Source organism: Streptomyces sp. NBC_00683 (assembly GCF_036226745.1).
In the GTDB taxonomy this organism is placed as follows: domain Bacteria; phylum Actinomycetota; class Actinomycetes; order Streptomycetales; family Streptomycetaceae; genus Streptomyces.
Map to the genome: position 1 here is coordinate 7,670,892 of NZ_CP109013.1, position 24,808 is coordinate 7,695,699.

Sequence of the window (24,808 nt, forward strand, 5' to 3'; positions counted from 1 at the left end):
GGCCGGACGTGGTGTGCGCTGTTCAGGCGACCGGCTCGCCGATGCCGAGCAGGTTTCCCTCGCTGTCACGGAACCAGGCGGCGCGTTCTCCCCGTGCGCCCTTGCTCGGGTAGTTCCCGTCGATATCGGCGATCCCGTCCTTCGTCCGGAGGCCGGGCAGGTCGACCTCTTCGAACATCACGCCGCGTTGCTTGAGTTCCGCCACGATCGTCTCCACGTCGTCGACCTGCCATCCCATCTGGGTGAAGGTGCCGGGCGCGGCTCCCGCCGACTCGAACAGGGCGAACTCCGTTTCTCCGCACCGGTACAGCAGCCCACCGGGCCGTTCGTCGACGGGTTCCAGACCGAGCCGCTCGGCGTAGAAACGCCGTGCCCGGTCCAGGTCCTGGGCCGGCAGCCGGGTCGCCACGCGTCCCCGGGCCAGAATGTTCCTGCTGTCCGCGGTCATGCCACCACTGTGCCCCGCCCCGCAGCCGGCTGCCGGGCGTGAGCCCCAGCGTGTCGAGCAACCCGCACCGGCCCACGGCGCCCAGCGGGGCCGGGACGTGGAACGCACCTGCTCGGTGACCTCCCGCGCCTCCCTCGTATGGCCCTGAGAGCGCCCGCCGACCGCTTGATCGTCCCTGGGCGGGGTAGCGAGATGGCATGGCCACTGACAACACATCCACTGCTGCGAGCGGATACGTGCAGCCCGAGGTCGACGTCCGGGCCCTGACCGAGGTGCTCGACGGCGAGTACGCCGAGATCCGCGACCTCGTCCGAACCAACCTGGTGACGCACGCCTCCGTCCTCGAGGAGGCAGAGGAGCTCGGCGTCGACGCGTTTCGCGAGCGGGTACGTGAGCTCGTGGTGGAGATGGCTGCGACGGGCCAGACCGGAATGGGCTTCCCGAGCAAGTACGGCGGGGGCGGTGACATCGGAGCCTCGATCGCCGCTTTCGAGACCCTTGCCTTCGGTGACCTGTCGGTGCTGGTGAAGGTCGGCGTGCAGTTCGGACTCTTCGGCGGCGCGATCCTGCATCTGGGGACCGAACGCCACCACGACGCCCACCTGCCGGACCTGATCACCGGGCGGCTGATGGGATGCTTCGCGATGACCGAGACCGGGCACGGCTCCAACGTCCAGGCGCTCGGCACCCTCGCGAGGTACGACGACGCCCGCCAGGAGTTCGTCATCACCACGCACGGCGACCAGGCGCGCAAGGACTACATCGGCAACGCGGCCCGCCACGCGGAGCTGGCGGTCGTCTTCGCCCAACTGGAAGTGGGCGGTAAGTCCGAGGGTGTGCACGCGTTCGTCGTGCCGATCCGGGTCGGCGGCGAGGTGGCGCCCGGAGTCCGGATCGAGGACGACGGCCGCAAGATGGGCCTCAACGGCGTGGACAACGGCCGCATCTGGTTCGACGGCGTGCGCGTGTCGCGCGAGGCGCTGCTCAACCGGTTCGCCGACGTCACCGCCGAAGGCGTCTACGAAAGCCCGATCGAGAACCCCGACCGACGCTTCTTCACCATGCTCGGCACGCTGGTGCAGGGCCGGGTCAGCGTCGGTGGCGCCGGGGTCAACGCGGCCAAGGTCGCCCTCGCGATCGCCACGAAGTACGCCGTGCGGCGCCGGCAGTTCGAAGCGACCCCGGACGCGGAGGAGCAACTGCTCCTGGACTACGGCCTGCATCAGCGTCGTCTGCTGCCGCTCGTCGCGCGTACGTATGCGCTGCACTTCGCGCAGGACGTCGTGCGCACGCAGCTCCACGACGTCTTCTCCGGCATCGAGGACGACGCGCACGCGCGGCGCCGGCTGGAGTCACGGGCCGCAGGCACGAAGGCGCTCGGTACCTGGCACGCCACCCGGGTCATCCAGGAGTGCCGCGAGGCGTGCGGTGGCGCCGGCTACCTCACCGTGAACCGGTTCGCCGCCCTCAAGGGCGACAGCGACATCTTCACCACCTTCGAGGGCGACAACCACGTCCTGCTGCAGCTCGTGGCCAAGGGGCTGCTCACCCATTACGCGAGCGAGTTCGAGGACCTGGACCAGCTCGGCATGGTCCGCTACGTCACCGGCCTCGCCGTCGAGACGGTCATCGAGAAGACTTCGGCCCACAAGCTGCTCGAACGAGTACGCGATCTGCTGCCCGGCGGCGACGAGTGGGACCGGGAAGCCGGCCTGCTCGACTCGGAGTACCAGCTCGCCATGCTCCGCTACCGCGAGGAGCACATGCTCGCCGGTGTGGCCCGGCGGCTCAAGCGCGGGATCGACCAGAAGCGCAACCCCGGAGCCGTCTTCTCGCAGGTCCAGGACCACGTCATCGCGGTCGCTCACGCACACGTCGAGCGACTGGTGCTGGAGGCGTTCGTCGACAAGGTACGTGCGTTGCCCGAGAGCGGGAACAAGGTCGCGCTGGGGTTGTTGTGCGACCTGTTCGCCCTCTCGACGATCGAGGCGGACCGGGCCTGGTTCATGGAGCACGGCCGGCTGACCGTCCAGCGTTCCAAGGCGATCAGCCGTGAGGTGAACGACCTCTGCCGCAAGGTCCGGCCCCTCGCCGTCGACTTCGTCGACGCCTGGGGCATCCCGCCCGAGATGCTGCGCGCGCCGGATCTGGTGGGCTGATCCGGCTGATCCGGCTGATGCGGCGACAGAGCTCCGCGCAGCAACGGCTGGGCCGGCTGCCTGCCGAGCCGCATCAGGCCGGGGTCACGGAGAGGGCCCGTTCCACCGGGGCGGGCCCTTCCGGTCAGCAGGGGGTCAGATGCGGTCGGCCGCGATGAGGAGGTACTGGAAGGACCCGTCCCTGTAGGAGTTGATGAACGCGTCCTCGATTCCCGTGACCAGCGAAGACGTGGCCCGCAGCTCCCAGTAGGGCAGCGTGTCGGGAGTGAGGTCGATGACGGCCTGTGGCACGAGGCGATTGTCGGCCATGGCGCGCAGGTACTCCCGGCGCGAGTGGATGTTGCACTCGAAGTGCGCGTTGATCTGCGAGACCCACTTCGAGGGCTGGCCGTACCGCGGGTTCCAGCAGCCGGTGATGGTCACGTAGCGGCCGCCGACCTCGAGGATGCGGGAGTGTTCGGCGAAGAGGTCGTCGAGGTCGACGTACATGCTCGACTCGTTGTTCCACGAGGCCGCGGCCGACCCGGTCTCGAACGGCGTGGCGAGCATGTTGCAGACGCGGGCGCGGACGTGGTCCTGGACGCGCAGTTCGCGGGCCCGACGGTTGGCGAAGTCGGCCTGTTTGGCGGACAGCGTGACACCTTCGACCTTGCATCCGAAGCGCTGGTGCGCCATCACCATCGAGCCGCCGCGGCCACAGCCGGCGTCCACCAGTGTGTCGTCACTCCCGATGTCACCGAGATGCCCGAGAAGGAACTCCGCCTGGGCCGACTCCAGCCGGTGGAGTTCGGCGATGAGTTTCTTCTCGCTCTCGCTGTCCGCGGAGTCACCGAGTGCGGCACGGTCCACGTCACCGATGCCGTAGTGGTGGTGGTAGAGGCCGTCGACATCGCCGAGACGCAGGTTCACGGGCCTGGCCTCCCCGTCCCAGTAGCGGGCGATGTCCCCCTGGTAGGGCGTCGACGGGCGGGGGATGTGGAGGGAGGTGGTGGCGGTGGCGGTGAGTTCGGTGTGGGTCACGGATGAGTCCATTCTCTTACCAGAAATCGGGCAGGCTGTAGCGGTAGGTGTTGGTGCGGTGCCAGTAGTGGTTGCCGTCGACCCATGCGGCCACGCCCCGGAGGAAGCGCTGCACGTCGGGGGCGGGGCAGGCCTCGGCCAGGGCGGAGGCTTCTCGTTCGAAGTCGTGCATGAGGTCGTTGTGGACCTCGACCGACTTCAGATAGGCGTCCCGTTCGGAGAGGCCCTCACGTTCGGCGATCACGACGGGCAGGTTCAGGTGCTGGCCCGGAGCGTCGAGTTCCTTGGTGTACGAGTACAGGTCGTTCACGATGGTCGTCGCGTTGCCCGCGAGGGCGATGACCTTCTGCATGCCGGCCAGGGCGTGCAGGTCCGCAGGCAGTTCGTAGCCGCCGACGGTGTCGGTGATGGTCGGGCAGGGCCGGAAGTTGTTGAACTGGCGCATCGCCAGGTACTCCCACACCTCCGGTACGTGGTCCAGCTGTGCCCAGGCCGCTTCGGCGAGGTACCCCATGTGCAGCCGGGCCATGTCGTGCCGTAACCGGTCCGCCTGGGAGGCGCTCGCCGCTCGGACGAAGTACTCCATGGCGGAGCGGTAGGCGCGCCGGGGAGCGTCCGCGTGGAGCGACTTCGCCCACTGCGGCTGGTACTCCTCCGTCGTGTACAGGGGGTCGAGGGCGGTGTGCGCCAGCAGAAGACGTTCGCCCAGGCCGACGGGCGAGCCCCCGTGGTCCTCGCAGTAGCAGTCGTCCACGGCGTTCTCGGCGACCATCAAGCGCGTGGCCAGCATCAGGTGGTCGACGGAGGGCGCGTCCGGATGGCAGGCGACCATGTAGCGGCCCACGGAGAAGCCGTCGAACTCCTCCTCCCAGTCCTCGGGATACAGGCTGACCTCGTCCAACGCCCAGGACTTGATCCTTCGCCCGACTTCCTCCACCCGCACCGGGTCGGGTTCGGGCACCGGATGGTGGTAGAGGCCCGGGACCGGGGTGCCTTCCGCCGCGTCCGCCGGCGGGTCCGATGGCGTCGGCGGCTGTTCCCGCAGGATCAGGCGCAGGCCCGCGGTGCCCAGACCGCTGGGACCACGCAGGATCCGTTCCAGGCCGGCGCCCGGTGCGGGCACCTCGGCCGCCGGGGTGACGAGGGGAGTCGGGGCGGGCGCGGAGAACGCAGGCGGGGCGGGCGAGGAAGGCGCGCGGGGCGGGCCGGCGGTGGCGGCGTTGATATCGCAGGCGCGGGCCGCGGCGGAAGCGAGAACGTGCGCCCCGAAGCGGGAAGCGGCCTCTTGAAGGTGGGACTGTGGGGGTGGTAGCTCAGGCTCTGACATCCATGGCTCCTTGGTGGGGTGGGCGGCTGTCCCGAAGCCCTCCGGGGCATGCGCGACCGCCCCGAGAGGGGTTGGGGGTGTCGCACCAGGCCGTTCGGGCCGGGCCCGCTACTTGGGCCAGCGGGCGATCTGCACGTTCTCCAGCACGCCGACCGCGTCCGGCACGAGGATGGCGGCGGAGTAGTAGGTACTGACGAGGTAGGACGTGATCGCCTTCTCGTCGAGGCCCATGAAGCGGACCGACAGACCCGGTTCGTACTCGTCCGGCAGCCCGGTCTGGTGCAGACCGATGACGCCCTGGTTCTCCTCGCCGGTACGCATGGCGAGGATGGAGCTGGTCTTCTCCTTGGTGACGGGGATCTTGTTGCAGGGGAGGATCGGGACCCCACGCCAGGCCGGGACCTGCTGGCCGCCGAGGTCCACGTGGTCCGGATAGACCCCACGCGCGTTGAACCCGCGCCCGATCGCCGCGATTGTCCGGGGGTGCGCGAGGAAGAACTTGGTGCCCCGGCGCCGGCAGAGCAGTTCGTCCATGTCGTCCGGGGTCGGGGGGCCGGAGTGCGTCTGGATGCGCTGCTTGAAGTCGGCGTTGTGGAGCAGGCCGAACTCCCGGTTGTTGATCAGCTCGTGCTCCTGGCGCTCGCGCAACGCCTCGATGGTGAGCCTGAGTTGCTCCTTGGTCTGGTTCATCGGCCCGTTGTAGAGGTCGGCGACCCTCGTGTGGATCCGCAGAATGGTCTGGGCGACCGAGAGTTCGTACTCGCGCGGCTTCAGTTCGTAGTCGACGAAGGCGCCGGGCAGCTCGGCCTCGCCGCTGTGGCCGGCCGACATCGCGATCTCCGCCTCGCCGCGATGGTTCTGCCGTTGGCGGGAATGCGATGAGAACTCGTCGAGGTGGGCTCGGAGGCCCGGCGCTGTGGCCAGCACGGCTGTGAAGTCGGCGCGTGACAGGGTGAGCAGCGTGCCCGAGGTCTCGGCGGTGGCGGTGTGCTCCCACCGGGCGTCCTCTTCCAGCAGGGCGTGCTCTCCGAACCGGTCGCCATCGGCGAGTACGTCCAGAGCGGCCTCGTCGCCGTACTTGCCGACGGAGGTCCGGCTGATGCGGCCGTGGGCGATCAAGTGGAGCTGGTCCGCGGGCGTCCCGCGCTCCACCAGTGTCTCGCCGGTCCGGAAGTCGCGTTGAACGCACCTGTCCGCGACGGCAGTCAGTACCTCCACGTCGTCGAAGCCGCGCAGCAGGGCCAGTTCACCGAGCTCACGGGGAATCACCCGGACGTCTGCGCCGTCCTGGATGAACTCCACGCTCCCGTCGCCGACGGTGTACGTCAGCCGACGGTTCACTCGGTAGGCCCCGCCCTGGGTCTCCACCCAGGGGAGCATGCGAAGCAGCCAGCGAGAGGTGATCTCCTGCATCTGCGGGGCGGACTTGGTCGTTGTGGCGAGGTTGCGGGCAGCCGCCGTGCTCAGGCTGGACTGCCTGGGCAGCTCCACTCGCGCTTCCGGGCTGGAGTCGATAGTCATCGGGCTAGGTCTCCTTGGTCAGGGCGATGGCGCGCGTATGCGGACACCACCGGGCAACAGGAGGGAAAAGCGGTATTTGAACGGGAACCCGTCCAGATCCAGAGGAACCCTAACTGCCGCTTCACCCCCTGAACCAAGGGAAGTTGCTGACATTCGCTCGATACGATGATCGCGTCCGCACGATGTTTGTCCGGGTACCGACTGTATTCAGCCGCAGCTGACGGCGCGTTCCAGATATCGGCCGGTTCGGCTCCAGCGGTGGGGGACCGACGGGTCGAGGGGCGGCAGAAGTGCCGTACGCCAAGGGGATTGCGGCCTGTCGGGCCCCGGGCTGGGCGGCAACCCCGCAGGCGCCACCGTCGGCATTTGGTGCGACCGGCTTCGCGCCACGGGGTCAGAAACACGACAGGACGCTGTTTCGGCCCGGGAAGGGCTGGGGGCGCACCGACGAGGCGTCCTCGCGGTCGTGAGACGGAAGGGCCAACCGGCGTCGGTCATGTTCGCCGGGACGGCACTCCGCCGCGTGCTCGCGCATCGCGGCTTCCGACGCACAGAGGGACCCGGCCCGCGGGAAGCGGACCGGGTCCCTCTGTGCGTACCTGTACCGCTAGCGGTTACTTGCGCGAACACGCGGCGGTCGTCGGCTTCCCTGCGAAGCGAAGGCGCGGGCCGTGCGCCAGGCACGGCGGCGGACGTCGCGCTGCGCCTCGGCCGGGCGGGTTCGACATCAGCCGGAAATCAGCCGCGTCCGTCCGCTTTGCGGAGCGCGCTCACCCGGGACCGCGGAACGGCATCGGCCGACCTCGAGCGGGTCGCGGCCGTGACCGGGTTCGCAGTGCGCTTCTGCGGCCCTCGCGGCCTCCGGGAGAGGGCGTCGGCGCCGGGCGCGGACGGGTTCAGGCCAGCATGCCGGCGCGGAGCTTGTTGAGGGTGCGTGTGAGGAGGCGGGAGACGTGCATCTGGGAGACGTCGAGTTCGGCGCCTATCTGCGACTGCGTCATCTCCTGGCCGAAGCGCATCTCGATGATGCGTCGCTCGCGGTCGTCGAGCTCCTCCAGGAGCGGGGCCAAGGCGTGCAGGTTCTCCACGGTCTCCATGGCGGAGTCCGGCTCGCCCAGGATGTCGGCGAACGTGCGGGACGCCGAGCCCGGCGTTTCCCCGGAGTCGGTCGGCAGGTCCAGGGAACCCGCGGTGTAGCCGTTCGAGGCGATGATGCCCTCGATGACCTCGTCCTCGGTGAGGTCCATGTGTTCGGCCAGTTCCTTCGCCGTCGGGTCACGGTCCAGGTGGGTGGCGAGTTCGTCCTTCGCCTTGGCCAGATCCACGCGGAGTTCCTGCAGCCGTCGGGGGACGTGGACGGCCCAGGTGGTGTCACGGAAGAAGCGCTTGATCTCGCCGATGATGTAGGGGACGGCGAAGGTGGTGAACTCGACCTCGCGGGAGAGCTCGAACCGGTCGATGGCCTTGATGAGTCCGATGGTTCCGACCTGGGTGATGTCCTCCATCTCACCGCTGCCCCGGTTGCGGAAGCGGCGCGCGGCGAACCTGACCAGGGAGATGTTCATCTCGATGAGGGTGTTGCGCGCGTACTGGTACTCGCGCGTGCCCTCCTCCAGGACCTGCAGCTGCTCGAAGAACAGCGTCGACAGAGCGCGCGCGTCCTTCGGGGCCACCTTGCCCGCGTCCTCGATCCAGGGCAGCTCACCGACACGCTCCGGCGATGCCTCCGACGGCGATGTCACGTCAGTCGCCATGAGCCCGGCAGTCTGTTCAGTAATCACTTCTTGTCACCCTCCCTGGAACGAGCTCGCTTCCTGACGAGCCCTTGCCCCGCCTCGGGAGGCCCATGCGCCATGACGCAAATTTTCTTGCTGTGCGGAAACAGTTGTCTCTGGGCATCGTAAGATGAGCAGCGCCGACCACCGGCGCGACCCCTTGGGCGCGCCGCGCTGGATCGGGCACAGGCCCCGTACGCTGGAGGCCGACGGCCGGGGCCCACGGACGGTCCGGGGTTTCGGCGCAGCACGACGAGAAACAGGATCACGTGGACAGATTCGCTGCCGTCGAGCGAGAGTTGCGCAAGGCCGCACCTCATCAGCTCCTCGACGTCGTCACGACGGCCCTGCGGGAGCAGTACGACGTACAGAGCGTGGAGTTGCGGCTCGCCGACTACGGCGTGACGACGCTCCAAGTGGTGTCCGAGACGCCTCTCGCCGAGCCGGTGCCCATTCATGACAGCCCGCAAGGGCGGGCTTTCGGCGCCCAGGAAGCGTACGTGGAGCCCCGGACCACGCCGGGTCCGGCGACCGCGCACCTGCCGGTGACCGTCCGGGGTGACCGGCTCGGTGTCCTCAGCGTCACGGCGCGGGAGGGCGGCTGGTCCCGCGAGGGCCTCGCGGAGATGCAGCAGATCTGCGAAGCGCTCGGTCACGAGATCCTGGTCGCCGAACGGGACACCGACCTCTATCTCCTCGCCCGCCGCGCCACACGGCTGACCCTGGCGGCGGAGATGCAGTGGCAGCTGCTGCCCGGCCGCTCCGTGTCCCGCCCCGAATTCTCGCTGGGTGCCCACCTGGAGCCCGCGTACGCGATCTTCGGCGACAACTTCGACTGGTCGGTGTCGGCCCATCACCTCACGCTCACCGTCACCAACGGTATGGGCAAGGGGATGGAGGCGGCCCTGCTGACCAATCTCGTCGTGAACGCGCTGCGCAACGCCCGGCGGGCCGGCCTCGACCTTTCCGGCCAGGCCAGCCTCGCCGACCAGGCCGTCTACGCCCAGCACCGTGGCGCCCTGTACGCGTCGGTCCTCCTGCTCCGCTTCGATCTGGCCACGGGCGAGGTGGAGGCCGTGGACGCGGGCTCCCCCCGCATGTGGCGGCTGAGGGGACGCGGCGTCGAATCCTTCGACTTCGACGCGCAGCTCCCGCTGGGCATGTTCGAAGAGACGGAGTACGTCGCGGAGCGCTTTCACGTGGAGCCGGGCGACCGGCTGCTGATCGGTAGTGACGGTGTCTACGACAGCGCGTCGGCGGCGGGGGAGCACTACGGGCAGCGTGCCCTTGCACGGTCCCTGTCCGCGCACCGCTTCCTGCCGTCCGAGCAGGTGCCTCTCGCGGTTCTCCGCGATCTGCGGGACTACCGCGGTGCCACACCGCTGGACGACGATGCCCTGGTCGTCTGCCTGGACTGGTTCGGACGGCAATCCTCCACCGGTGACACGCTCGTGTGACCGTGGCCGATCAGGCGGCCTGGCGGTCGGCCGGCGACTATCCGGTCGACCGCAAGGGTCTCGCCCCGTCGCTGTCCTGCCCCGAGGACGCAGCCGCGTTGCGGAAGGCCCTGAGCCCCTCGAGGAGCGAGCGCCGCGTCTTGGCCGGCATGGAGTCGATCGTGGCCATCAGTACTTCCTCCCTGCGCATGCGCAGGTCGACGAGATACGCCTTGCCGAGGCTGGTCAGCCGGAGCTCCAGCTCCCGGCGACTCACCGGGCTGGGAGCACGCTCCACGAATCCCGTTGCCTGCAACCGGTCGCACAACCTGCTGACCGAGGGGGAGGCCGATCCCAGGGCATCGGCGAGCATCCGCAGATTGATGCCCTCCTCCCGGTCCAGCGTGTACAGCACGCGGAGCTGGGAAGGGGAGACCGGACCTGTCGGTACGGCTTCGCGTCCGTGCTCCCAGAGGACTTCGAGGAGTTCGACGAACTCGGAACCCTCACGGGCCACATCCCGCGACCAATGGTCGGGTTTGGGGCTCAGGCCCATATTGATGACACTCCGATCCGGCATCGCCTCACTCGTCCGTCTGGCCACCGGACCGAGCAATCGAGCCGGGCATCCGATGCGCTCGCACGGAAAGCCAGGACTGAGGTTCCGGGACACACATGCACGGCCCCGAATATCCTACCCCCGTCCGCCACAGGTTCCCCGGGGCGCGACCGAGGCCCGGTAAGTTTCCGTACGGCAACAGTTGTCGTAAGGTAAGGTTCGGCAGTCAATATCTGATGCGTGATCTTCCAGCGGGCCATGCCGCTCCCGCCGTGACGGCGACCCGCTCCCGGCCTGGAGTACTGACACCCATGACGCACAGCCAGACCCTCATCCTCACTGTCAGGTATCCGGCGGATTCGATCGCCGTGCTCACGGTCGCCGGAGAGATCGATGTGGACAGTGCGCCGGCCTTGCGGACCCGGGCCATGGAGCTGATCCGGCAGGGCAGGCCGCACCTGGTCCTGGACCTGGCGCCCGTGGAGTTCTGCGATTCCTCCGGCCTCAATACGATGATCGCCATCCTGCGGTACGCGAAGGACCGGCACGGGTCCCTGTCGTTGGCCGCCGCACCACCGCACCTCACGAGGCTGCTCGACGTCACGGGCGTCGGCGACCTGATACCCACGCTTCCCACCACGGCCGAGGTCCTGACGCGCATCACGGTGCCCGGCGGCACGCCGGAGCAGCAGGAACCCTCCTAGGCGGAGTGTGCACAGCGGCCGGCTGCTCGGCACCGGACCGTAGTTGTGAGTCAACCCATAGGGCCCGGATCACATATGAGGCGCGGTAGTAAGGCCCGGCGCAAGGGTTCGGGGCGTCCGATGGCGTCGGCCGGCCTCTCGGTTCCCCTCTACGTAGGCACGTAGTAATAGCGGGCCTTGCCGTCACTCCGGCGTGCCGCTAACCATGGGTCGAGTCCCCGGGAGCTGCTGTTCCGGACCGGTCAAGCGCCGCATTCCGCATGTACGGACCTCGCCGCGCAATTCCGCTCCGCGGCCACCGGCCCCGTGGCTTCCCTGGCATCAAGCAGCGCAAGGAGAGTGTTTACATCCGTACGTCCACCCAGTCCCAGGCCCCCGCCACCCGTGCCGCCCGGATCCGCAGGTTCTCGGTCTCCGGTCTGTGCGCCGCCGGAGCCGCAGCAGCGGCCCTGACCCTCGTACCGTCCCCCGCGCACGCCTCCGCGCCGGCCACGTACAGCGTGTCCGCGTCGGCCGCGGCCTCCGCAGCAGGAGTCTCAGCGCAGGCGGTCGCCGTCGCCGAGCAGGCCGGCAAGGCAGACCTGGACAACCTGGACGGCTGGATCCGGGAGTCCCTCGAGATCATGGAGGCCGAGGGCATCCCCGGCAGCTACGAGGGCCTGCACCGCAACATCATGCGAGAGTCCGGCGGTGACCCCGACGCGTCCAACGGCTGGGACGTCAACGCGCAGAACGGCACGCCCTCCAAGGGCCTGCTGCAGGTGATCCAGCCGACCTTCGACGCCTATCACGTCGACGGCACCCCGCAGGACCTGACCGACCCGGTCGCCAACATCACTGCGGCCGCCAACTACGCCGCGGACAAGTACGGCTCCATCGACAACGTCGACTCCGCCTACTGACATCCGGCGGCACCGGCACGGCTACGCCCTCGCGAGGGCGTAGCCGTGCCCAGGTTGCGCACGGTCACGCCTTACGCGCGGAAGCCAGGTCGTAGCGGGTCCCGTCCGGGACGTGCGGCGTCCCGCGGCGGGCCAGCAGCCAGTACAGGGCCGCAGGGACCACCAGGCCCACGATCCAGGAGATGTCCGCGCCGCCCAGCGGCTGCACCAGCGGGCCCGTGTAGAAGTGCGTCACGAGGAACGGGAGCTGGGCGAGGATACCCACCCCGTAGACCGTGAGGGCGTCCCAGCGCCAGGCGCCGTAGCGGCCCTCCGGGTCGAAGAGCGCGGGGATGTCGTACCGCTCCCGTGAGATCAGGTAGTAGTCGACCAGGTTGATCGCCGACCACGGGGTGAAGAACGTCAGCAGGAACAGCAGGAAGTCCTTGAAGGACGTCAGGAAGGTGTCCTTGCCCAGGAGCGCCACCGCCGTCCCCGCGACCATGATCAGCGCGATGTACGCGATCCTGCCGCGCGGCGACAGGGTCCTCCGGCCGCGGAACCCGCTGATGCTGGTCACCATCGACATGAAGCCGCCGTAGGTGTTGAGCACGTTGACGGTCAGCTTGCCGAGCGCGATCACGAAGTACAGGAACGACGCGATCAGGCCCGTGCCGCCCAGGCCGACCACGTATCCGACCTGGTTGGCGAGGAACGCGTCCCCCGCGCTCGCTGCCACGAGCACCCCGAACGTCATCGACCACTGTGAGCCGACCGCCGATCCCGAAAGGGTCCACCAGAACGTTGCCCGCCCCGACGTCGCACGCGGCAGATAGCGCGAGTAGTCCGCGACGTACGGCCCGAAGGCGAGTTGCCAGGATGCCGAGAGCGACACCGCGAGCAGGAACATCGGCAGGTCGAAGTGCGCGTCACCGAGCATCGCCGACAGGTCCACCCGGTCCAGGAGGCGGATGCCCAGGTAGACGAAGGCGAGCGCGCAGACCACGCCGGCCACCCGCCCCAGGGCGTGGATCACGCGGTAGCCGACCGCTGCCGTCACGGCCGTGACGACCGCGAAGACGATGATGCCGGTGGTGTCGTTCGTGTGCGTGAGCTCGGCGGTCGCCTGCCCGGCGAGGACACTGCCGCTCGCGAAGAAGCCCACGTACATGAGGATGACCAGGAACAGGGGTACGACCGCGCCGCGCACCCCGAACTGGGCGCGGGACTGGATCATCTGGGGCAGGCCGAGCTTCGGGCCCTGCGCGGAGTGCAGGGCCATGACGGCGCCGCCGAGGAGGTTGCCCAGCAGGAGGCCGGCTGCCGACCACACCACGTCGCCGCCCAGGACGACGGCGAGGGCGCCCGTGACGACCGCGGTGATCTGGAGGTTGGCGCCGAGCCAGAGGGTGAACTGACTGAACGCGGTCCCGTGCCGCTCGTCGTCCGGGACGACGTCGATGGAGCGCCGCTCCACCAGGTCCTCAACTGCCATGACTCGGTCACCTGGCCTCTCGATGGTGTGCTTGTGCCGCCCGTTCCGGCGGTTGCTACTTCTTGATCCCGTGCTGTGCCGCCCAGTCGTTGGCGACGTCCTCGGGGTCCTTCTTGTCCTTGTCCACCAGGCGGTTGAGCTCGGTGAGGTCCTTGGTGGTCAGCGCGTTGCCGAGGCGGGCGAGTGCCTTGCGGACCGTCGAGTCGGCCTTGCGGTCGGCGATGAGGGGGACGATGTGCTGGCCGGGGATCAGGTTCTTGGGGTCGGTGAGGACGACCCAGTTCTCGGCGACGATGTCCGTGTCGGTGGTGAAGAGGTTCGCGACGTCGACGTCGCCCTTCTTCAGGGCACCCTTGACGAGCGGCCCCGAGGAGTCGAGGGACTTGAACTCCTTGAACTCCACGCCGTACACGTCCTTGAGACCCACCGAGCCCACCGTGCGCTTCTTGACCTCGGGCGCCGCGCCGATGACGAGCCTGCCGTTGTGCCGGGCGAGGTCGGCGAGTGACGTGAGGCCGTACCTTTCGGCGGTCTCCCGGGTGACGACGAAGGCGTCGGAGTCCTCGGCCTCGCCGTAGGGAAGGATCTGGAGGCCGGCCGGCAGGGCCATGGCGAGGGCGTTCTGCATCTCGCCCTCCTCCGTGGCCGCGGCCTCGGCGTCGAGGTAGTGCAGCAGGGCGCCCTGGTACTCGGGCAGGAGGTCGATGTCGCCGCCCTTGAGAGCGGGGATGAGGATCTCGCGGGTGCCGAGGTTGGGGCGGACCGTGGTCTTCACGCCGGCCGCCGCGAGGGCGGCGGCGTAGAGATGTCCCAGAACCTGGTTCTCGGTGAAGTTGGCGGTGCCGATGGTGACGCCGCCCTTGCTGGAGCCACCGCCACCGCCGCCGGATCCCTGACCGTCGAGGGAGGTGATGCCACTGCTGCAGGAGGCGAGGGCGGGGACGGAAGCGGCGGCGAAGAGCCCGCCGAGGAGAGTCCTGCGGTTCATTGTGCTTGCTCCTAGGCCGACTTGGCGGGGCGGTGGCGGAAAAGGGCGCGCTGCAGTGCGGAGAGCGCGAGATCGAGTACGACGGCGACGACCGCCACGAGCACGGCGCCGCCGAGCACCTGCACGAGGTCGCGCTGGGCGAGCCCGTCGAAGACGTACCGGCCGAGCCCGCCGAAGGAGACGTACGCGGCGATGGTGGCCGTCGCGACGACCTGGATGAGCGCGAGCCTGAGCCCGGTCGTGATCAGGGGGAGCGCGAGGGGCAGTTCGACCTGGAGGAGGACCTGGTACCAGCGCATCCCCTGGCCGCGCGCCGCGTCCCGCACATCGGGGTCGACAGCGGTCATCCCCGCGTACGTGTTGGTGACGATGGAGGGAACGGCGAGCGCCACGAGGGCGATGTAGACGGGCCACATCGACAGGCCGCTGGCGAGGAAGACCAGCACGACGAGCCCGACCGTCGGCAGGGCGCGCCCGAAACTGGAGAGGTTGATGGCGAGGAAGGCACCGCGCCCGGTGTGCCCGATGAGCAGGCCGATCGGGAGCGCGATGGCGGCGGCGACGAGAGTGGCGAGCAGCGAGTACTGGAGGTGCTCGGCGAGACGGTGCCCGATGCCGTCGGGGCCGGCCCACTGTTCGCCGCTGACCAGCCAGGCGCCGAGGCCCTTGAAGAGTTCGTACATGAGGTCAGGCCCTCTGCTTCTGCCGGCGGGTCCAGGGAGTCAGGACGTACTGGAGGGTGACGAGCAGCGCGTCCGCGACGAGAGCGAGGAGCAGCGTCAGGACGACGCCGACGATGACGGGGGTGGGGAAGTTGCGCTGGAACCCGTCCGTGAACAGCTGTCCGAGTCCGCCGTCGCCGATGTACGTGGCCACGGAGACGAGGGAGATGGACATCACCGTCGCGATCCGCACGCCCGCCATGATCACGGGGAGGGCGAGGGGCAGTTCGACGGTGAGCAGGGTGCGCAGCGGCCGGGTTCCCATGGCCTTCGCGGCTTCCTTGGTCCTGGCGGGGACGGAGTCCAGGCCCTCGACGGTGTTCCGCAGGAGCACGACGAGCGTGTAGATCGTCAGTCCGATGACGGTGGTGGTGCGGGTGAGTCCGCTGACCGGCAGGAGAAGTACGAAGACGGCGATGGACGGGATGGTGAACAGGACGTTCGACAGACCGAGGAGGAGTCCGCGCAGTTGGCGTACACGGTGTGCGACGACGGCCAGGGGGAGCGAGACGATCAGGCCGAGGAGTACGGCGGTGAGGGCGGCCTGCAGGTGGGAGAGAGTCAGGGTGGTGAGATCGCCGGTGTGGTCGGATATCCACGACCAGTCGACGGTCATGCGGCCACCGTGCTTGCCTCGCTGTGCACATGCCCCGCGTGTTCGTGGATGTCCTCGCGGGACGTCACGCCGGTGAGCACGCCGTCCGCGTCGACCCGTGCGACCAGGCCGCTCGGCGCGGCGATCGACTCGTTGAGCGCCGAGAGCAGCGAGTCCGTGTCCCGCAGCGAGCGGACCGGTGTCTCCGCGTCCGTCTCGGTGTCGCGCCAGGCCAGCGGCTTGCGGGCGGCGTCGAGGGCCAACTGCCAGCGGGTGCCTTCGGGGGCGGGCCCCTGCGGGACCGCAGCGAGCGTCGTGAGGGACAGCAGCTTCAGACCGCGCTCGGCGCCCAGGAAATCCGCGACGAACGCGTCCGAGGGGCGGGCCAGGAGTTCGGCGGGGGCGGCGCACTGGACGAGGTGGCCGCCGGTGCGGAAGACGGCTATGCGGTCGCCGAGCCGTACGGCCTCGTCGATGTCGTGTGTGACGAAGACGATGGTCTTGTTCAACTCCTTCTGAAGACGGAGGAGTTCGTCCTGGAGCTGGGTGCGGACCACGGGGTCGACGGCGCCGAACGGCTCGTCCATCAGGAGCACCGGCGGGTCCGCGGCGAGCGCGCGGGCCACGCCGACGCGCTGCTGCTGGCCGCCGGAGAGCTGGTGCGGGTAGCGCTTCCCGGCGTCGGCGGAGAGGCCGACCGTCTCCAGGAGCTCCGCCGCCCGCGCCCGCGCCTTCCTGCGGCCCCAGCCGAGCAGGAGCGGCACGGTCGCGATGTTGTCCAGGACTGTGCGGTGCGGGAAGAGCCCGGACTGCTGGATGACGTAGCCGATGGAGCGGCGCAGCTCGGCGGCGTCCTGCTCCAGGACGTCCTTGCCGTTGACCCGGATCGTCCCGGAGGTCGGATCGACCATCCGGTTGATCATGCGGAGCGTCGTCGTCTTGCCGCAACCGGAAGATCCGACGAGGACGGTCACGCCCCCCTCCGGCATCTCAAGGGTGAGGTCGTGCACCGCGGTTGTGCCGTTCGGGAAGCGCTTGTGGACCTTGTCGAATTGGATCATGAGGAGTCCCTTGCCCGGCTGCATATCATCATGCAGAGTTCTCGGTGACTGAATAGATTGTCAATAGGTCGTCGCCGCTCAGGCGTAAATCCCTGGTTACAAGTGGTCGTAGGGCAAGACGGAGCGCCTGATTGAGGAGGAATCACCACTGATGTCGTCTCAAATCGTGGACGGGGTCGCCGGCGACAGCGGCGCGATCGTCGTCCTGGACGGCCGCCGACTGATGGTCGCAGATGTCGTACGCCTGGCCGAATCCGCCGCAAAACCTGTTCCGGCAACCGACGGGATGAAGCGCGTGGAGGCCTCGTGGGACGCCGCGCGGGAGATCGCCTCGTGGGGTCGCGTCTACGGTCGCTCCACCGGCGTGGGTGCTAACCGGAATGAATCCGTGCCCACGGAGGCGGCCGCCGACCACGGCCTGCGGCTCCTGCGCAGCCATGCCGGAGCGATCGGCGAGGAGCTCCCCGCACGGCAGGTCCGCGCCATGCTCGCGGTCCGCGCCAACCAGCTGCTCGCGGGGGGCGCCGGCCTGCGCCCGACCGTCGTCACGGCGCTCTGCGAGGCCCTGGAGACGGGCGCCTACCCGAGGGTCAACGAATTCGGCTCGGTCGGCACCGGTGACATTGCCGCGCTCGCACAGATGGGCCTCGCGCTGGCGGGTGAGCACCCCTGGCAGGGAGCGGGGGCGGCACCCGACCCGCAGCCCCTCGACAACAACGACGCCCTCGCCCTGATCAGCAGTAACGCCCTCACCCTCGGCCAGTCCGCGCTCGCCGTGCACGAGCTGCGTGGTCTGATCGCGGCCACCCAGGTGGTGGCGGCGCTGTCCCTGATGGCGATCGACGGTTCGTACGAGGCGTACGCGCTGCCCGTGCACGAGGCGCGGCGGCACGCCGGTTCGTACGCGGTCGCGGAACGGATGCGGCAGTTGCTCGGCGCACCCGACCGCCCCACGCCGCCGCTCGGCCGGATCCAGGACCCGTACGGACTCCGCTGCGTGCCGCAGATCCACGGTCCCGCGCACGACGCGGCGGACGCGCTCGAAGACGTCCTCGCGGTCGAGATCAACGCGGCGGCCGAGAATCCGCTGATCTCGGCGGCCGACATGGCGGCGTACCACCATGGCGGCTTCTACCTCGCTCAACTCGCCCTGTCGCTCGACCATTTCAGGCTGGCGGTGACGCAGGTGGCGCGCCTGTCGACCTCGCGCCTCTCGACGCTGAACGAACCGGGCTTCACCCGCTTGCGGCCGTTCCTCGCGGACGGCGAACCGGCGTCGTCGGGCGTGATGATCCTCGAATACGCGGCCGGGGCGGCGCTCGGCGACCTGCGGGCCTTCTCCGCACCCGCGTCGCTCGGCCACGCGGTCCTTTCGCGGGGCGTCGAGGAGCAGGCCAGCTTCGCCTCGCTGGCGGCGCGCCAGACGCTGCGGGCGTGCGAGGCGTACCGGCTCGTCGTGGGCTGTGAACTCGTCGCGGCTATCAGGGCGTTGCGGCAGCGTGACATGCGACTCGACCCGGAGCTGCCGGTGGGCCGTGCCTTCGAGCTGGCGGACTCGGTGCTCGACGCCGAGCTGGCCGACCGGCCGTTGACGGACGATGTGACGAAGGCGGCCGGGCTGCTCGACCGGTTCACGGAGCTGTGGCTGGACCTCGGGTCCGAGAGTGCAACGGCGTTCGACGGCAGGGGTGTTGTGGGAGGACGCTCTGACTGAAAGCCCTGCGGCGCGAGTGCACGGTGCTCCCCCAGGACCAGCTGCTCGCGCCCACGCAGCGGAGGTCCTCCTCTGACCTTTCGGCGGCTGCGCGGAATCCGGCGGCAACGGAGATCGCTGTCCGGATTCACCTGCGTCGCAACGACGAGTGCCTGGCCGCACAAGCCCACTGCCTTCGACTTCCAGCCACCGAGGGCCACTCCTGGCGCCTGACGGTCGACGGCGCACGCTCCACCCGTATCCCCGCGCCTGACACGACGCCTGTCGCCGCTGCCGACGAGGGCCCGAACGCGGCTGGCGTCTCCGTCCGCGGCACGGCCAGTGAGCTGGTCCTCTTCGTGTGCGACCGCATCCCGGCGGACTCACTGCAGATCGACGGAGACGCAGGCCTGTTCGACCTGTCCGCGCCTGGGAGCCGGAGGTGTAGGACAGGGCGTCGTGCCACCGCCCGCATCGAGGGCAAGCCTCCGGTGAACGGCCTCAACTCGGGTCCCCTGAAAGCGATTTCCGGTCAGGACGCTGGATGCCTCGGACCGGATCGGCCGACGGGTCCGGGGCAGCGTGCCGGTACCAGGTTCCGGGTCGGGGTCGACGCCCTGGCCGTGCTCGCGTGCTCGACAGCGCAGCGGACATTGCCGTGCCGGGATCTGCGAGTGACGTCGCGTCGGGCGACCGTCAATTCGGGGCCGTTCCACGGGCCGACGGCGGTACTTGTCGAAGTCGGAGCACCGGGTGAGGCGTTCAGTCAGGGCGCTCGACGAGGGAGACCTCTCGGGCCAGATTGCGGACGACGGAGACCTGTCTCACCTCGGGCAGCATGGCGAGAGCGGCGTCGGCACGCGCCAGCCCGGAAGGCCGGTCGCCTGCCTGCACGGTGGAGCCTGGAGTGGGCCGTCGGTCGTCCGCGACAGGCGGGACGCTCCACGACAGGGGAGCACCCGCGGCTACGATGCAGGCGACAAGCTCGCGATCGCCTACCAGGCCGCACTCCACCTCGCGGCATCCTCATCCGGGCACAACGCCGGCCAAGAGGCAGAACCTAGGCGCCGCCGTCCCGGGCGGACGCCTGGGCCGTGCGGCGGAAGGCGGCGCGGTACGCGCTCGGACGGTGGCCGGTGTGGCGGGCGAAGAGGGCGGCGAAGGTACCAGGGTCCTGGTAGCCGACGGCCGCGGCGACGGCGGCGACGGTGCGGTCGGTGGTCTCCAGCAGATGGCGGGCGCGGCGGACCCGGGAAGCCTGCAGATGGGCCAGCGGGCTACGTCCGGCCTCTTCGGAGAAGCGGCGCAGCAGCGTGCGGGTGCTGACCCCGAAGGCGTCCGCGAGCGTGGCGAGGTCGTACCGCTCGGCGAGGTTCTGGTCGAGCCGCCGCATGACGCGCTGGGAGAACTCCCCGCCGGGCTGCGGGAGGAGTCGCGGGTCGACGTACGGGGTCTGGGAAGTCCGCGCGTCGTCGACCAGCGCCAACCGTGCGGTGCTGCGGGCCACCCGGGCGCCGTTGTGCCGGCGGATCAGGTCCAGCGCGAAGTCGTACATGGCGCTGAACGCGGCCGTGGTCGTCACCCCCGCGTCTGTGACGACCAGGTGCTCGGGCCGCACGTCGGCGTCCGGGCAGCGCCTGGCCAGTTCGCCGGCGTGCAGCCAGGAGGTGGTGGCCCGGCGCCGGTCGAGGAGCCCGGCCTCGGCGAGCAGGAACGCGCCGACGCAGAGGGAGACGACGGCGGTGCCGGCGGCGGCCTGCTCGCGGATAGCCGCGATCTCGGGGGCGAGCCGGGCGAGCCGCGCGTCGAGGTCCGTGTCCGGGCGCAGTTCGAAGCCGGGGACGACGAGGACGTCGACCTCGCGCACGGGACGCACGTCCAGCCTCGCGCCGCCCGAGGCGGTGACCCGGCGGCGGGGTGAGATGACCGACACCCGGTAGCCGGGCGCGTCCGGTCCGGCGAGGTGCCCGGCCATCGTCATCAGGTCGGGGACGCCGAACACTTCGGACGCGAAGCAGTCCGGGTACGCCAGGACCCCGACCCGCAGCGCATCCGGCCCGACGCCCGGACCCGCACGCTCCCTTGCCTGCCGCGTCGCCTCGGCCATCGCTCCTCCCGTACCCCCTGGTTTCCCTGGCCCCGTGTCGCCGACCGCGTACCGCTCGCCTTCCTCGCGTGTGGCGAGATTACCCCTGTGGTTGGCGATCCCGCTCCTCACCCGGCGGCCGGCTCCGGGGCCAGGCTGGCCCCATGAGCTTCGACGATCCGATCACCGACTTCACCCGCAGCAGCGTGGCCGTGGAGGGGGTGGAGAAGACGGTGTACGTAGCCGGGGTCGGGCCCGCGGTCGTGGTGCTGCCGGAGATGCCGGGCATCAGCCCCGACGTCTTGCGGCTCGCGCGCTGGGTGCGGGACGCGGGCTTCACCGTCCATGTGCCCTCCCTGTTCGGGACGGACGGCGCCTTCCCCACGGCCGAGGGCGGCCGGGAGGTCGTCCGCCGCGCTTGTGTCAGCGCCGAGTTCCGCGCCTTCGCCGGGGGCGGCACCAGCCCGGTGACGGTCTGGCTACGCGGCCTGGCGCGCCACGCCCACACCGCGTGCGGTGGGCCAGGGGTGGGTGCGATCGGCCTGTGCTTCACCGGCAATTTCGCCCTCACCATGGCCCTGGAGCCGGCGGTGATCGCCCCGGTGGTCAACCACCCGTCGCTGCCGCTCGACGACCCCGGCGGACTCGAACTCGACGCGGCGGACGCGCGCGCGGTGCGCGACCGGCTCGACCGCGACGGACTCACCGTCCTCGCCTACCGCTTCGAGGGCGATCGTTGGTGCACGGGGCAGCGCTTCGCCGCCTACCGATCGCTACTGGGCGACGCCTTCGACGGGCGTGTCCTCCCGGACAGCGCCGCCAACCCGGCTCCGCCGCCCTTCTTCGCCGATCATGTCGGCACCCCGCACAGCGTCGTCACCGCCCATCTCGTCGACGAGGCCGGCCACCCCACCGTCCGGGCCCGCGACGAGATACTTGCCTTCCTCACCGACCGCCTGCACCCGCATGGGAACCGACCGCTGCCCGCCACGTGACCAGTGCAGGACGTGGTCGAGGGGTGCCGGCCAGGGGTTACGGACCGGTCGTACGACGGCCGTCGAGGTTCTTTGCGAGCGTGAGCAGGACGGCGAGATTGGCGATGCTCTTCACATCGCTCCTGCTCCAGGGGATCGCGTCGCCGGTCTTCATGATGTGGACCCTGCCGTTCTCCACGTCGATCCGCTGGAAGTCGGCCCAGAGCAAGTGGCCCCTTCCGCCGGCGGTGATGCCGGTCCGGGAGACCTCGAAGTTTCCGAACCTGATCGTCCTGCCCTCCAGGACCGTGCCCAGAGCTGTCGGACCCTGGGCCCGCACGACGGCCTCCTGAATCCATGGCCCCCACGCGCCGGGGCGCTCGTAGAACTCCGTGAGCGTGGCGCTCGCTCCTCCTGTCGGGGGGAGCAGCGTGTAGACGTACGTGATGGGGCCGGGAATCCCGTTGATGATCTTCTGGCTGACGTTCGTGTAGAGCTGCACGGAATCCCAGCGCAGGACGATCAGGCCGTCCGCCGACTGCGGGTTCATGATCATGCCGTTATCGAACAAGTAGAGGCGCTTGGAGGCCTGCTTCCTGCTGAAGTTCGGGTAGCGGCGCAGCCACAGGAAGAGCAGCAGGGCGGGTATGACGAGGATCAGGAGATACGTGAGCGTGAAGAGGTAGAGGGCGAACATCATGATGCCGAGGCGTTGGGGGGCGAAGGCGGCCCTGAGTTCGCCCAGCTCGTGACGGGCGGCCAGTTCGGCGACCTCGGGCGACAGGGGTGACGATGTTGATGCGGGTCTCTGCGTTGCCATGAGCCTCTGCTTCGTTTCGGGTGGCTGGAGGTCGGGTCATCGCCGTGTCCGCGCGATCAGTTGAGCGAGCAGGCGGGTGCGCGGAATCAGCTGGGAGACATCGACGTGCTCGGTGTCCGCGTGTGCTCCGCCGCCGACAGCGCCCAGGCCGTCCAGCGTCGGACAGCCGGCGCCCGCGGTGCAGTTGCCGTCGGAGGCGCCGCCGACCGCCATGCCGTGGAGTGGTTCCTGACCCAGCTCCGAAGCGATCTCCGCAGCCAGGGCGAACAGTTCGGCGGAGGACTCCGGTTCTAGGGGCCGCCGCCTCATGCCTCCTCGTACGCTCAGCCGCGCTCCGCTCGTCCGGGGGGTCAGTGCGCGGAGGAGGCCGTCGATCCTGTCCTGCGCCGCCAGGCTCGGAACGCGCACGTCCACCACGACTCTTGCCAGCGCGGGCACGGTGTTGAGGGTCGTGCCCGCCGACAGCAGGGTGGGTGTGACGGTCGGTGCTCCGAGGACGGAGTCGGTCAGGCTCGGCGAGGCGGCGAGACCGGCGATGGCCAGTACCTGATGGGCGGCCTCGATCGAGGCGTTGACGCCCTTCTCCGGCTCCAGGCCGGCATGGGCTGCCCTGCCGTGCACCACGACCTCGTACCGTGAGGTGCCCTTGCGTGCTGTCTTGAGGGCGCCCCGCTCGTTCGCGGACGGTTCGAGAACGAGGGCGGCCACGCAGCCCCGTGCGGTTTCCTCGATGAGCGCCCGTGAGGTGGGGGAGCCGACTTCCTCGTCCCCGTTGACCAGTACGCACACGCCGTCCAGGGACGACAGCGAGGCCAGTGCGTGGAACATCTGGACCAGCCCCGCCTTCATGTCCAGCACTCCCGGACCCCGGGCGATCCCGTCGGACACCGACCAGGGGCGGGCCTTCAGCGAGCCGGTCGGCCACACCGTGTCGTGGTGTCCCAGCAGGAGTACACGCGGCGGTCCGAAGGCCCAGCGCAGATGGCTCACGCCGTCGATCACGATCGTCTCCGGCGCGGTGCCGAGCAGCTCCGTGCCCAGGGCACCGACCACCTGGGCGCTGCGGGCCAGCGCGGCGTGGTCGGCCGAGAAGGACTCGCAGACCACGAGTTGCTCCAGGTCGGTCAGCATCGCCGGTAATCGGAGTGTGCTCCCCGCCGTCACCGGCCTTGCCCCGCACCGCTGTTCCATGACACAGGCATGCTTTCCCCGCTATCTCCCGAACCGGAAAACGTGATGACGCGCACGACGCTAGGACGTGGCCATGCATTCCACCAGCGACTAGATTGCATCGGAGCCATGCCTGGAGGGAATGTGTTCGAGACCGATGCGCTGCGTCTGCTGGTGACCGTGGCCGAGACGGGGTCGTTCACCAAGGCCGCGCTGCGGCTCAGTTACACGCAGTCCGCCGTGTCGCGGCGCATCGCCTCGTTGGAACAGCAGGCGGGCGGGCCGCTGTTCGAGCGGCTTCCCAGGGGTGTGCGGTTGAATTCCGCCGGTCGCGTGCTGCATCGGCATGCCGTGGACGTACTGGGGTCACTGTCCAGAGCGGAACACGAACTCGCCGCGCTGCACGCGGGCCGCGGCGGAATCCTGCGCGTCGGTGCCTTCGCCACCGCCAACATCTCCCTGATGCCCGCGGCCCTGCGGGAGTTCAAGCGGGCCAGGCCCGATGTGGAGGTCACCGCGGTCGAGGGGCGGAGCAGCACCCTGATGCGGCGCCTCGCGGAGGGAGCACTCGACCTCGCCGTGGTCAGCGACTACCCGTCCGGTCTTCCGCCGGCCGAGGGGGTCACGACGACGGCTCTCCTGGGGGACGAGCTGCTCGTCGCGCTCCACCACGGGCATCCCCTGGCGGGAGCCGGGACCGTCGACCTGCGCGACCTGCGCGACGAGGTCTGGCTCCAGGACGCGCCCGCGGACAGCCCCACCATGCTCGCCGATGCGTGGGCCCGGGCGGGATTCAGGCCCAGGAAGATCATCAGGATCGCGGAGTGGGCAGGGAAGTTCGGCTACGCCGCCGCCGGGCTGGGGGTCGCCCTGGTCCCCTCGCTGGCGACCCACGCGGTCCCGGCCGGGCTCGTCCTGTGCCGGCTCGGCGACCTCCCCCCGCACCGGACCGTACACATTGCGCTGCCCGCCGCCCCGGTGCCGGCGGCATCGAAGCTGCGGGACCTGCTCCACGATGCCGCCGACCGGACCGTGCCGACCGGAAACCAGGCGTGAGCCCCGCCCTTTGAGCTTCGCGTCACGGGCCGACCATCCGTGACTTGGTGATTGCCACCCCCGACAGGCCGCTGCGCGGCGGGAGTTGTCGCGGATTTCCGTTCCCGGGCCCGGTCGCGCCGCGACGGAACGGCGAGGGCTGCGGTGGGCCGTGGACGGCTTCGCCCGGAGCTCTGTTCCTTTGCGATCCGCCTGGTGGCGCTGAGCTGCGCAGTTGGCGGGCGTGAGGGTGGTGCCGGTGTGAGAACCGTTGACAAAAGCGTGACCTGCTAGAAACCTGTCACCTCGGCACCGCAAAATATTGACCGGATCACTCAA

General features: G+C 69.7%; 22 protein-coding genes. 7 read left to right on the top strand and 15 right to left on the bottom strand.

Annotated elements, in window-relative coordinates; all coding sequences use genetic code 11:
- Positions 1–22 precede the first annotated feature (22 nt).
- Positions 23–448 carry a VOC family protein gene (locus OG257_RS33445; RefSeq protein WP_329213541.1) on the bottom strand — a complete coding sequence of 142 codons (426 nt, stop codon included), beginning with the start codon at positions 446–448 and terminating at the stop codon, positions 23–25.
- A gap of 197 nt (positions 449–645) precedes the next feature.
- Here OG257_RS33445 and OG257_RS33450 point away from each other — a divergent pair, with 197 nt between their 5' ends.
- The gene (locus OG257_RS33450; RefSeq protein WP_329213543.1) at positions 646–2,607 is read left to right on the top strand and encodes an acyl-CoA dehydrogenase family protein; all 1,962 of its coding nucleotides are present in this window, start codon (positions 646–648) and stop codon (positions 2,605–2,607) included.
- Positions 2,608–2,742: 135 nt separating this feature from the next.
- Here OG257_RS33450 and OG257_RS33455 read toward each other — a convergent pair whose 3' ends face one another.
- From OG257_RS33455 to OG257_RS33470, 4 genes are all read right to left on the bottom strand, one after another.
- The gene (locus OG257_RS33455) at positions 2,743–3,627 is read right to left on the bottom strand and encodes a geranyl diphosphate 2-C-methyltransferase (protein WP_329213545.1); all 885 of its coding nucleotides are present in this window, start codon (positions 3,625–3,627) and stop codon (positions 2,743–2,745) included.
- A 16-nt stretch (positions 3,628–3,643) separates the two neighbouring features.
- A complete protein-coding gene (locus OG257_RS33460; RefSeq protein WP_329213547.1) occupies positions 3,644–4,954 on the bottom strand; it encodes a family 2 encapsulin nanocompartment cargo protein terpene cyclase in 1,311 nt (436 codons plus the stop codon).
- Positions 4,955–5,062: 108 nt separating this feature from the next.
- The gene (locus OG257_RS33465; protein ID WP_329213549.1) at positions 5,063–6,475 is read right to left on the bottom strand and encodes a family 2B encapsulin nanocompartment shell protein; all 1,413 of its coding nucleotides are present in this window, start codon (positions 6,473–6,475) and stop codon (positions 5,063–5,065) included.
- Positions 6,476–7,371: 896 nt separating this feature from the next.
- Positions 7,372–8,229: a SigB/SigF/SigG family RNA polymerase sigma factor gene (locus OG257_RS33470; RefSeq protein WP_329213551.1), complete on the bottom strand. Its 858-nt coding sequence runs from the start codon at positions 8,227–8,229 to the stop codon at positions 7,372–7,374.
- Positions 8,230–8,519: 290 nt separating this feature from the next.
- Here OG257_RS33470 and OG257_RS33475 point away from each other — a divergent pair, with 290 nt between their 5' ends.
- Positions 8,520–9,707 (top strand): PP2C family protein-serine/threonine phosphatase, encoded by a 1,188-nt coding sequence (locus OG257_RS33475; RefSeq protein WP_329213553.1) that lies wholly within the window; start codon positions 8,520–8,522, stop codon positions 9,705–9,707.
- A gap of 37 nt (positions 9,708–9,744) precedes the next feature.
- On the opposite strand, the gene OG257_RS33480 is transcribed toward OG257_RS33475, so the two are convergent.
- Positions 9,745–10,242 carry a MarR family winged helix-turn-helix transcriptional regulator gene (locus OG257_RS33480; RefSeq protein WP_329215480.1) on the bottom strand — a complete coding sequence of 166 codons (498 nt, stop codon included), beginning with the start codon at positions 10,240–10,242 and terminating at the stop codon, positions 9,745–9,747.
- A 314-nt stretch (positions 10,243–10,556) separates the two neighbouring features.
- Between OG257_RS33480 and OG257_RS33485 the strand changes: the two genes are divergently transcribed.
- Both OG257_RS33485 and OG257_RS33490 read left to right on the top strand, forming a co-directional pair.
- Entirely contained in the window at positions 10,557–10,949 is a 393-nt protein-coding gene (locus OG257_RS33485; protein ID WP_329213555.1) for an STAS domain-containing protein, read from the top strand.
- Positions 10,950–11,209: 260 nt separating this feature from the next.
- On the top strand, positions 11,210–11,851 hold the full coding sequence (locus OG257_RS33490; protein ID WP_329213557.1) for a transglycosylase SLT domain-containing protein: 642 nt from the start codon (positions 11,210–11,212) through the stop codon (positions 11,849–11,851).
- Between the two features lie 64 nt (positions 11,852–11,915).
- Here the strand turns inward: OG257_RS33490 and OG257_RS33495 are convergent, their stop codons facing one another.
- The 5 genes from OG257_RS33495 to OG257_RS33515 are packed head-to-tail and all read right to left on the bottom strand — an operon-like array spanning position 11,916 to position 16,691.
- Positions 11,916–13,325 carry a purine-cytosine permease family protein gene (locus tag OG257_RS33495; RefSeq protein WP_329213559.1) on the bottom strand — a complete coding sequence of 470 codons (1,410 nt, stop codon included), beginning with the start codon at positions 13,323–13,325 and terminating at the stop codon, positions 11,916–11,918.
- Between the two features lie 55 nt (positions 13,326–13,380).
- Entirely contained in the window at positions 13,381–14,313 is a 933-nt protein-coding gene (locus tag OG257_RS33500) for an ABC transporter substrate-binding protein (RefSeq protein WP_329213561.1), read from the bottom strand.
- Positions 14,314–14,324: 11 nt separating this feature from the next.
- Positions 14,325–14,996: an ABC transporter permease gene (locus tag OG257_RS33505; RefSeq protein WP_329213563.1), complete on the bottom strand. Its 672-nt coding sequence runs from the start codon at positions 14,994–14,996 to the stop codon at positions 14,325–14,327.
- A gap of 4 nt (positions 14,997–15,000) precedes the next feature.
- Complete coding sequence (locus OG257_RS33510; RefSeq protein ID WP_329213565.1) at positions 15,001–15,651, bottom strand: ABC transporter permease; 651 nt, start codon at positions 15,649–15,651, stop codon at positions 15,001–15,003.
- Complete coding sequence (locus OG257_RS33515; RefSeq protein WP_329213567.1) at positions 15,648–16,691, bottom strand: ABC transporter ATP-binding protein; 1,044 nt, start codon at positions 16,689–16,691, stop codon at positions 15,648–15,650. The genes OG257_RS33510 and OG257_RS33515 overlap by 4 nt, the downstream gene beginning before the upstream one ends.
- A gap of 151 nt (positions 16,692–16,842) precedes the next feature.
- Here OG257_RS33515 and OG257_RS33520 point away from each other — a divergent pair, with 151 nt between their 5' ends.
- Positions 16,843–18,405: an aromatic amino acid ammonia-lyase gene (locus tag OG257_RS33520; protein WP_329213568.1), complete on the top strand. Its 1,563-nt coding sequence runs from the start codon at positions 16,843–16,845 to the stop codon at positions 18,403–18,405.
- Between the two features lie 741 nt (positions 18,406–19,146).
- On the opposite strand, the gene OG257_RS33530 is transcribed toward OG257_RS33520, so the two are convergent.
- Both OG257_RS33530 and OG257_RS33535 read right to left on the bottom strand, forming a co-directional pair.
- Positions 19,147–19,278 (bottom strand): hypothetical protein, encoded by a 132-nt coding sequence (locus tag OG257_RS33530; RefSeq protein ID WP_329213570.1) that lies wholly within the window; start codon positions 19,276–19,278, stop codon positions 19,147–19,149.
- Between the two features lie 166 nt (positions 19,279–19,444).
- Entirely contained in the window at positions 19,445–20,491 is a 1,047-nt protein-coding gene (locus OG257_RS33535; RefSeq protein WP_329213572.1) for a GlxA family transcriptional regulator, read from the bottom strand.
- Positions 20,492–20,634: 143 nt separating this feature from the next.
- Between OG257_RS33535 and OG257_RS33540 the strand changes: the two genes are divergently transcribed.
- On the top strand, positions 20,635–21,465 hold the full coding sequence (locus tag OG257_RS33540; protein ID WP_329213574.1) for a dienelactone hydrolase family protein: 831 nt from the start codon (positions 20,635–20,637) through the stop codon (positions 21,463–21,465).
- A 37-nt stretch (positions 21,466–21,502) separates the two neighbouring features.
- On the opposite strand, the gene OG257_RS33545 is transcribed toward OG257_RS33540, so the two are convergent.
- Positions 21,503–22,264 (bottom strand): DUF6585 family protein, encoded by a 762-nt coding sequence (locus OG257_RS33545; RefSeq protein WP_329213575.1) that lies wholly within the window; start codon positions 22,262–22,264, stop codon positions 21,503–21,505.
- A gap of 36 nt (positions 22,265–22,300) precedes the next feature.
- Positions 22,301–23,395 (bottom strand): M20 family metallopeptidase, encoded by a 1,095-nt coding sequence (locus OG257_RS33550; RefSeq protein WP_329213577.1) that lies wholly within the window; start codon positions 23,393–23,395, stop codon positions 22,301–22,303.
- 183 nt (positions 23,396–23,578) lie between these two features.
- Here OG257_RS33550 and OG257_RS33555 point away from each other — a divergent pair, with 183 nt between their 5' ends.
- Complete coding sequence (locus tag OG257_RS33555; protein WP_329213579.1) at positions 23,579–24,490, top strand: LysR family transcriptional regulator; 912 nt, start codon at positions 23,579–23,581, stop codon at positions 24,488–24,490.
- Positions 24,491–24,808 lie beyond the last annotated feature (318 nt).

What these genes read in the sequence shown, in the direction of transcription:
- OG257_RS33505 (WP_329213563.1), bottom strand. Translation starts at nt 14,996, where the DNA reads ATGTACGAACTCTTCAAGGGCCTCGGCGCCTGGCTGGTCAGCGGCGAA.
- OG257_RS33465 (WP_329213549.1), bottom strand. Translation starts at nt 6,475, where the DNA reads ATGACTATCGACTCCAGCCCGGAAGCGCGAGTGGAGCTGCCCAGGCAG.
- OG257_RS33485 (WP_329213555.1), top strand. Translation starts at nt 10,557, where the DNA reads ATGACGCACAGCCAGACCCTCATCCTCACTGTCAGGTATCCGGCGGAT.
- OG257_RS33445 (WP_329213541.1), bottom strand. Translation starts at nt 448, where the DNA reads ATGACCGCGGACAGCAGGAACATTCTGGCCCGGGGACGCGTGGCGACC.
- OG257_RS33545 (WP_329213575.1), bottom strand. Translation starts at nt 22,264, where the DNA reads ATGGCAACGCAGAGACCCGCATCAACATCGTCACCCCTGTCGCCCGAG.
- OG257_RS33495 (WP_329213559.1), bottom strand. Translation starts at nt 13,325, where the DNA reads ATGGCAGTTGAGGACCTGGTGGAGCGGCGCTCCATCGACGTCGTCCCG.
- OG257_RS33510 (WP_329213565.1), bottom strand. Translation starts at nt 15,651, where the DNA reads ATGACCGTCGACTGGTCGTGGATATCCGACCACACCGGCGATCTCACC.
- OG257_RS33470 (WP_329213551.1), bottom strand. Translation starts at nt 8,229, where the DNA reads ATGGCGACTGACGTGACATCGCCGTCGGAGGCATCGCCGGAGCGTGTC.
- OG257_RS33480 (WP_329215480.1), bottom strand. Translation starts at nt 10,242, where the DNA reads ATGGGCCTGAGCCCCAAACCCGACCATTGGTCGCGGGATGTGGCCCGT.
- OG257_RS33490 (WP_329213557.1), top strand. Translation starts at nt 11,210, where the DNA reads ATGTACGGACCTCGCCGCGCAATTCCGCTCCGCGGCCACCGGCCCCGT.
- OG257_RS33500 (WP_329213561.1), bottom strand. Translation starts at nt 14,313, where the DNA reads ATGAACCGCAGGACTCTCCTCGGCGGGCTCTTCGCCGCCGCTTCCGTC.
- OG257_RS33535 (WP_329213572.1), bottom strand. Translation starts at nt 20,491, where the DNA reads ATGGCCGAGGCGACGCGGCAGGCAAGGGAGCGTGCGGGTCCGGGCGTC.
- OG257_RS33520 (WP_329213568.1), top strand. Translation starts at nt 16,843, where the DNA reads ATGTCGTCTCAAATCGTGGACGGGGTCGCCGGCGACAGCGGCGCGATC.
- OG257_RS33515 (WP_329213567.1), bottom strand. Translation starts at nt 16,691, where the DNA reads ATGATCCAATTCGACAAGGTCCACAAGCGCTTCCCGAACGGCACAACC.
- OG257_RS33540 (WP_329213574.1), top strand. Translation starts at nt 20,635, where the DNA reads ATGAGCTTCGACGATCCGATCACCGACTTCACCCGCAGCAGCGTGGCC.
- OG257_RS33450 (WP_329213543.1), top strand. Translation starts at nt 646, where the DNA reads ATGGCCACTGACAACACATCCACTGCTGCGAGCGGATACGTGCAGCCC.
- OG257_RS33460 (WP_329213547.1), bottom strand. Translation starts at nt 4,954, where the DNA reads ATGTCAGAGCCTGAGCTACCACCCCCACAGTCCCACCTTCAAGAGGCC.
- OG257_RS33550 (WP_329213577.1), bottom strand. Translation starts at nt 23,395, where the DNA reads ATGCTGACCGACCTGGAGCAACTCGTGGTCTGCGAGTCCTTCTCGGCC.